Origin of the sequence: Gilliamella sp. wkB171, assembly GCF_001693755.1 — a bacterium.
Classification (GTDB): Bacteria; Pseudomonadota; Gammaproteobacteria; order Enterobacterales; family Orbaceae; genus Gilliamella; species Gilliamella apicola_F.
This window is the reverse complement of the sequence record NZ_LYST01000024.1, coordinates 1-4,647: the sequence shown is the minus strand read 5'-3', so window position 1 is coordinate 4,647 and position 4,647 is coordinate 1. Positions and strand designations below refer to the sequence as shown.

3 protein-coding genes are annotated in these 4,647 nt (G+C 30.8%); 2 read left to right on the top strand and 1 reads right to left on the bottom strand.

Going from position 1 to position 4,647, the window contains the following annotated elements:
* The first annotated feature begins 118 nt into the window (after positions 1-118).
* Positions 119-1,855 carry a lipid A export permease/ATP-binding protein MsbA gene (gene msbA, locus A9G03_RS02080; protein ID WP_065798305.1) on the top strand — a complete coding sequence of 579 codons (1,737 nt, stop codon included), beginning with the start codon at positions 119-121 and terminating at the stop codon, positions 1,853-1,855.
* A 13-nt stretch (positions 1,856-1,868) separates the two neighbouring features.
* Complete coding sequence (gene msbA / locus A9G03_RS02075; protein ID WP_065798304.1) at positions 1,869-3,641, top strand: lipid A ABC transporter ATP-binding protein/permease MsbA; 1,773 nt, start codon at positions 1,869-1,871, stop codon at positions 3,639-3,641.
* 46 nt (positions 3,642-3,687) lie between these two features.
* Here the strand turns inward: msbA (A9G03_RS02075) and A9G03_RS02070 are convergent.
* A partial coding sequence (locus tag A9G03_RS02070; RefSeq protein WP_143425806.1) for a glycosyltransferase occupies positions 3,688-4,647 on the bottom strand: 960 nt, incomplete at its 5' end.

Genomic DNA, 4,647 nt, shown 5'->3' with positions numbered 1-4,647 from the left:
CTCTCATATTATATAGATAAAACAAATTATTTCTAGTTGAAAAAGAATTGCAATAAAATTTAAATTCACGAAGTATGTATAGTATAATTCGACATCAAATAAACTTATTTACTTTCTTATGTCAAATAAATATAGCTCTTGGAATACTATTAAACTATTGTGGCCTTTTATTAATCCCCATAAAAAAGCTTTGATTATAGCTATTATTGCTCTTTTATTGAATGCTGCAACTGACGCTACACTTATATCATTAACTAAACCTCTATTAGATAATGGGTTAATGGATAAAAATTATGAGCTGCTAGTTCTATTTTCAATTGGTATTATTGCTTTAATCGCATTACGTGGTTTGTCTAACTACTGTTCAACCTATTGCCTTTCTTGGCTTTCAGGTAAAGTAATTACTAAATTTCGGCAATTAATCTTTGATCATTTAATTAAAAGCCCTATCAGTTTTCTTGATAAAAATACTATTGGGGAGTTGGTTACTGTAATAACTTATAATACGCAGCTACTTTCTAAAGCGTCTTCTGATGCGCTTATTATTTTAATAAGGGAAATTGCCTATGCTATTGGATTGTGCGTAGTGATGTTTTATGGCAATTGGAAATTGGCTTTAGTGCTTATTGTCATGGTTCCTTTAATTATTCTGATTGCACAATTTATTGCAAAAAAATTCCGACATACACTTGTTTCGATGCAGAAAGGAATCGGAAACATAACGACTGCCGCAGATGAAATGTTAAAAGGGCATAAAGAAATACTGGTTTTTAATGCTCAAGAATACGAAAAAAATAATTTTTATTCAATTAATACAATTTTTAGGCGAAGCATATTAAAAATTGTATTAGTCTCCGGGCTGTCAACACCTATAATTCAATTAATAGCGACATTGGCGTTAGGTTTTATTTTATTTCTTGTTGCAAACCAAGCTTTAGATATTACTCCAGGGTCTTTTACTGTTGTTTTTTCTGCTATGGTAGCGGTAATGCGCCCATTACGAGAGTTAACCAGCGTACATCTTGAATTACAAAAAGGTTCTGTTGCATGTGAGTCTTTATTTGGACTTTTGAATTCTCCTTTAGAAGAAGATAACGGAATTATAGATTTAAAAAGAGCAAAAGGTAATATTGAGTTTAAAAAGGTAACTTATACCTATCCAACACGAACATCACCCTCATTAAAAAATATTAGTTTTAAAATTAAATCTGGTGAAACGGTTGCTTTAGTTGGTCGTTCTGGAGCTGGTAAGTCAACTATAGCAAGTTTGTTACCAAGATTTTATGATATTACTGAAGGGGAAATATTACTTGACTCTGAAAATATTAAAGAATATAAACTCAAGTCCTTACGCAACCAAATAGGATATGTTTCTCAACAAGTCCATTTATTTAATGGAACTATTGCCGATAATATAGCTTATGGTGAAAAAAATAAGTATAGTCAGGAAGATATTATAAAAGCTGCTATGAAAGCTAATGCAATGGAATTTATTGATAAATTAGAAAATGGTCTCGATACTGAAGTTGGTGATAATGGAATTTTATTATCAGGTGGACAACGTCAGCGAATTGCAATTGCCAGAGTCTTGCTACGAGATAATCCCATTCTTATTTTTGATGAAGCAACTTCGGCATTGGATAATGAATCAGAACGCCTTATCCAACAAGCAATCGAACATTTGCAGAGAGATCGAACCTCCATCGTTATTGCACATCGATTATCTACAATTGAAAATGCTGATCGCATTTTAGTTATTGATGATGGTCAAATTGTTGAGGAAGGTACTCATGAAACCTTACTATTACAAAATGGTTTCTATGCCCAAATGTATCAATTACAATTTAACTCTTAATTGAAAACATATTATGAAAAAAAATAATAACCAATTAATTAATGATGATATTGATCGTGATTCATCTACTTGGAAAACCTTTTATAAATTATGGCCTTATATAGCTAAGCACAAATTTATTCTTTTTTTGTCCATAGTCTTGCTTATTATTAGTGCATTTGCAGATACTTCACTTATTGCATTATTACAACCTTTGCTAGATAAAGGATTTGTTGAAAATGATCAAAAATTTTTATTTATGGCACCTTTTTATATATTCGGTTTAGTTTTACTACGCAGTATCGCTAACTATGGTTATGCTTTCTTTTTGTCCTTGATTTCGACTAAGATCGTATTGAATATTCGTCAGCGCCTTTTTAGCCATTTTGTTGATTCACCAGTAAGTTATTATGATAAAAATTCAACAGGAAGACTATTATCACGCATCACATATGATACCGATCAAGTTGCTTCTTCTTCTTCTGATGCATTAATAACTATCGTGCGTGAAACTGCTTTTATTTGTGGGTTATTTTATACCATGTTCAGTAATAGTTGGCAGCTATCATTATCGTTGGTTTTCATTACACCGATAGTTATATGTTTAATTAGCTTTATTTCAATTAAATTTAGAAAATTAGCAAAGAAAATGCAAAACTCAATGGGTAACGTTACAATGTCAGTTGAACAAATGTTAAAAGGGCATCGTGAAATTATTCTTTTTGGCGCTCAGGAAGAAGAGTCAAAAAACTTTGATAAAGTTAATAATAAATTTCGGCGTGATGGTATGAGGCTTGTCTCTATTTCAGCATTATCAACGCCAATTATTCAACTTATAATTTCATTTGCTATTGCATTTGTCTTATTAATGGCTAGCAACCCAGATTTAAGCATTTCACCAGGACAATTTACTGTTGTTTTCTCATCTCTTGTTGCACTAATGCAGCCAATTAAAAGTTTGACTAGTGTGAATGCAGATTTTCAAAAAGGTATGGCTGCGTGTCAAACGCTGTTTGCAATATTAGAGCAACCTGTAGAAGATGATCGCGGTACTTTAAATGTTGAAAGAGTAGTCGGTAATATAGTTTTTGAAAACGTATCATTTGGTTATGAAACAAGAAATGAATTGGCTTTGAATGATATTAGTTTTACTGTCCCTGCTGGTAAAACTGTTGCTTTAGTGGGGCGTTCAGGATCAGGAAAAACTACAATAGCAAGTTTATTAACCCGTTTTTATGATGTATCTCAAGGTAATATTTTAATTGATGATACTAATATACAAAACTTTACTCTACACTGTTTAAGAAATCAGATTGGATTAGTATCTCAAAATGTCCATTTATTTAACGATACAATTGCTAATAATATTGCTTATGGACGAGTAGGAATATATTCTCAAGAACAAATAAAAGAAGCGGCAAAGAAAGCCTATGCTTATGATTTTATCATGGATCTTGAAAATGGTTTTGAAACAAAGGTTGGTGAGAGTGGTGTTTTATTATCGGGTGGTCAACGTCAGCGTATTGCAATAGCAAGAGCATTATTACGCGATACACCTATTCTAATTCTTGATGAAGCAACATCGGCTTTAGATACTGAATCAGAACGTGCGATCCAAAAAGCTTTAGATGAACTGCAGAAAGGAAGAACATCTATTGTAATTGCCCATCGATTATCAACTATTGAAAATGCAGATGAGATATTGGTTATGAATGATGGTAAAATTATTGAAAAAGGCACTCATTCAGAGTTATTGAGCCTTAATGGTATATATACAAGGTTGCATAAAAGTAATTTCAACGAATAATGTACGTCTTTTTTGATCTTATTGTGTTGGTTTGAGCTTGCTTTTATTAAAATCTATCCAATGAACAATATTGTTTATAGTTGTTTTTAATATCCAAACATGGATGTTGTTTGGATATAGCGCATTTCAATAATGCTATTTTTGTTGATATTGAACAATCGTGCTGTTTTAAAAATTTAGAAATAAAACAGATATTGCCGATGATGTTAGACTTGTTATTGATATAAATGCGTATGAGAAGTTTTAATAAACCTAATTCTTTAATCAAGTTATCTTTTTCGTCTTTGTTAATAGATTTTTCTGATTTCAATACTGTTTCTAAATAAGTAGCATTCATAACTAATATATAATTGCGTATAGCAATAGCAGATAAAGGTAATGTATTAATTTTTTGTATACATTTATGTAAAACGCTTCTGAGAGTGTTAATATAAAGATTGTCTACACCTAGATTTGACAGTGAACAATGACCTATACGATGAAAATATGCCATCTTATTCTTTAGATAATGAGAAATTTTTGCTTTTGTTATAATCGAAAGAGAAAATAAATGATCTTCATGATTTCTTTCTATAAATTTTTCTGTAACTAATTGTCTTTTAAAAATATAACGCCATACAACGCCAGAGTAATTTTTTCTTTCTAAAAGATAATTTAACAAGCTAATACCTGATTCAAATGTTTTCGTTTCTATGCCTGTTATTTGTTTTAACTTTAATATATTTTTATCTGTAAAAGCTGTGTAATCAAAATAAAATAATTCCAACTGCGGATTTGTTTTTAGCGATAATTCGAAATATTGCAGTAAATTGGGATTTAGGATGTCATCAGAGTCAATAAATAAGATATATTCACCTGCGGCTAATTCAACCCCTTTATTTCGAGCTACACTTACTCCTTGATTTGTTTGTTTATAAATTTTGATGAACTCATAGCATGATGCATATTTTTCAACAATTGAGATTGTATTGTCAGTAGAACCATCATCTATACAGATAACCTCTTT

Coding starts and splice junctions, on each gene's coding strand:
- msbA (WP_065798304.1), top strand. CDS start 1,869: ATGAAAAAAAATAATAACCAATTAATTAATGATGATATTGATCGTGAT.
- msbA (WP_065798305.1), top strand. CDS start 119: ATGTCAAATAAATATAGCTCTTGGAATACTATTAAACTATTGTGGCCT.